The organism is Mycobacterium sp., from assembly GCF_049683355.1.
GTDB lineage: Bacteria > Actinomycetota > Actinomycetes > Mycobacteriales > Mycobacteriaceae > Mycobacterium.
This window is the reverse complement of sequence record NZ_JBAUJB010000298.1, coordinates 1-2640: the sequence shown is the minus strand read 5'-3', so window position 1 is coordinate 2640 and position 2640 is coordinate 1. Positions and strand designations below refer to the sequence as shown.

The window sequence follows — 2640 nt, the reverse complement described above, 5'->3', positions numbered from 1 at the left end:
ACGTGGACTACTACCACGGGGCGCTGCGGATCGTCGACGACAAGAAGCGCATCGTCCGGGAACTCGACTACCACGACTACCTCGACCATTTCTCGGAGGCTGTCGAACCGTGGAGCTATATGAAGTTTCCCTTCCTCAAGGAACTCGGCCGGGAGAAGGGGTCGGTTCGGGTGGGCCCGCTCGCGCGGATGAACGTCACGAAGTCTCTGCCGACCCCGCTCGCGCAGCAGGCGCTCGAAAGGTTCCACGCCTATACCGCCGGCACACCGAACAACATGACGCTGCATACGAACTGGGCGCGGACCATCGAAGTGCTCCACGCTGCGGAGCTGATCGAAGAGCTGCTGCACGACCCCGACCTGCAGAAGGACGACCTGGTCGTCACGCCCGCGCCGGGCGCCTGGGTCGGTGAGGGTGTCGGCGTCGTGGAAGCACCTCGCGGCACGCTGCTGCACCACTATCGTGCCGGTGCGGAAGGCGACATCACCTTCGCCAACCTCATCGTGGCGACCACGCACAACAACGAGGTCCTCAACCGCACGGTGCGTTCGGTGGCCGAGGACTATCTGGTGGGCCACGGCGAGATCACCGAAGCGATGATGAACGCGATCGAGGTCGGGATTCGGGCGTTCGACCCCTGTCTGAGTTGCGCGACGCACGCCTTCGGGCAGATGCCGCTGATCGTCACCGTCGAAGGGCCGTCGGGCAACGTGATCAACGAGCGCATTCGGTCGTGAACCTCGACGAGTACGACGACGACTCCTGCCTGATCTACGGGATCGGCAACGTGGGCCGACAGGACGACGGCCTGGGTTGGGCCTTCATCGACTGGCTCGAGGCGAACGGACACTGCCCGAGTGCCGAACTGCAGCGCAGCTACCAGCTGCTGCTCGAGGACGCCGAACTGATCAGCACCAAGAGGCGGGTGCTGTTCATCGACGCCACCAAAGACGAAGCGGTACCGTCGTTCACGCTGCAGCGGGCGGTGCCGAAAATGGACTTCACGTTCACCTCCCACGCCATCTCGATCCCCGCGATCATGGCGACCTGTCGGCAGTGCTTCCAGCGTCTGCCGGAGGTCCACGTCCTGGCGATCAGGGGATTCGAGTTCGAGTTCGCGATGGGTTTGACCCGCGCCGCGCAGCGCAACCTCGACGATGCGACGGCATATCTCTCGTCACAGCGCTCAGATCGACTACCGGCACGCTAGTTGTCGGTTGGTGGTGGTGGTTGGTAGGGGGTGTACCACTTCCATTGGGCGCGTTCGCCGGTCGGTCCTCGGTAGGGGGCCACAGCCGGGGGTGGCGTGGTCGGTGGTCGGGCCAAGGATCCCGAACTGAGTTCCTGGCCTTCGTTGTCGGTGACTGTGAGGCGGTGCGCAGGCCCGGTGAGGGTGATCCCACCCAGGTGATGCAGCCGATGGTGGTAAGGACAGAGCAAAACCAGATTGTCGAGTTCGGTGGGGCCACCGTCTTCCCAGTGCCGCAGGTGATGAGCATGCAGCCCCCGGGTGGCCCCGCACCCGGGGACCACGCAGCAGCGGTCCCGATGCTCCAGGGCGCGGCGTAGCCGCCGGTTGACGGTGCGGGTGGCCCGCCCGGCGCCGATGACCCGGCCGTGGCGTTCGAACCACACCTCACAGGTGGCATCACAGAGCATCAAGCGGCGTTCACTGTCGGACAACAGCGGACCGAGGTGCAGCGACGCGACGTGCTGGTCGACGTCGAGGTGGGCGATCACCGTGGTCCGTTGCCCGTGCGGGCGCCGCGCCACCTCGGTGTCCCAGCCGGCGTCGACCAGGCTCATGAACGCATCCACGGTGGTCGGGAACGGCGGCGCCTGCTCCGACACCCGACCACCGGTGTCGTGGTCGTGTCGCCACGCGGCGACCAGGGCGTCGAGGTGGGAGGCCAGGGCGGCGTCGACGACCGCCGCCTCAGCGTGCGGGAGCCGGATCCGGTAGGTGGCGTGGGTGTCGTCACCGGTCTTGATGACCGACCGCTCCCACACCGGGTCGGGCTCCGGTTGCGGTTCGGGCTTGGGCTTGGGGCGGGGTGCTGCTTTGAGGGCGGTGTGCAGTTGGGTGACCGTCGCCGACTCGGCCAGCTGTGCGTAATGGGCGTCGGAGCCGGCGGCGGCCCGACCGGCGATCACCCCGACCTGATCCAGTGACAACCGCCCCTCGCGCAACCCTTGGGTGCAGCGCGGAAACTCCCCGAGCCGGCCGGCGACGGTGGTGATGGTGTGCGCGTTGCCCGGTGAGGTGCCCAGCTTCCAGGCCACCAACCCGGCCAGCGAACGCGCCCCGGTCAAACCGCACAGCTCGTCACGGTCGATCTCGGCGACGATCTCCACGATCCGCCCATCGATCGCATTACGCTGCCCCGCCAACTGCGACAACTCGTCGAACAACACCTCAAGCCGCTCCTTGGGAGCCAAAGAAGTTGCCGCCGAAGACATGACACCATCAAAACAGAAGGGTCCGACAAATCCGGACCGCGCCGGGATCGGGACTTAGCCTGAATCCGTGGACCAATCTGCGATCTGATCGGCGTGTGAACAGCGAAAATGCCTTCTGAACTGGGATAATAACGATTGTTGAAGTCGTAATGGTCCCGGTTTCGGAAGGCATTCTCAGTG

At 65.6% G+C, this 2640-nt stretch carries 3 protein-coding genes; 2 read left to right on the top strand and 1 reads right to left on the bottom strand.

What is annotated here, in order from left to right; genetic code table 11:
* A partial coding sequence (locus WA944_RS17345) for a Ni/Fe hydrogenase subunit alpha (RefSeq protein WP_526370039.1) occupies nucleotides 1–737 on the top strand: 737 nt, incomplete at its 5' end.
* Nucleotides 734–1210: a hydrogenase maturation protease gene (locus WA944_RS17340; RefSeq protein WP_526370037.1), complete on the top strand. Its 477-nt coding sequence runs from the start codon at nucleotides 734–736 to the stop codon at nucleotides 1208–1210. The genes WA944_RS17345 and WA944_RS17340, both read left to right, overlap by 4 nt.
* Here the strand turns inward: WA944_RS17340 and WA944_RS17335 are convergent.
* On the bottom strand, nucleotides 1207–2460 hold the full coding sequence (locus WA944_RS17335; protein ID WP_526647182.1) for an HNH endonuclease signature motif containing protein: 1254 nt from the start codon (nucleotides 2458–2460) through the stop codon (nucleotides 1207–1209). The two genes, WA944_RS17340 and WA944_RS17335, sit on opposite strands and share 4 nt — an antisense overlap.
* Between the last annotated feature and the right edge of the window lie 180 nt (nucleotides 2461–2640).

Coding starts and splice junctions, on each gene's coding strand:
- WA944_RS17335 (WP_526647182.1), bottom strand. CDS start 2,460: ATGTCTTCGGCGGCAACTTCTTTGGCTCCCAAGGAGCGGCTTGAGGTG.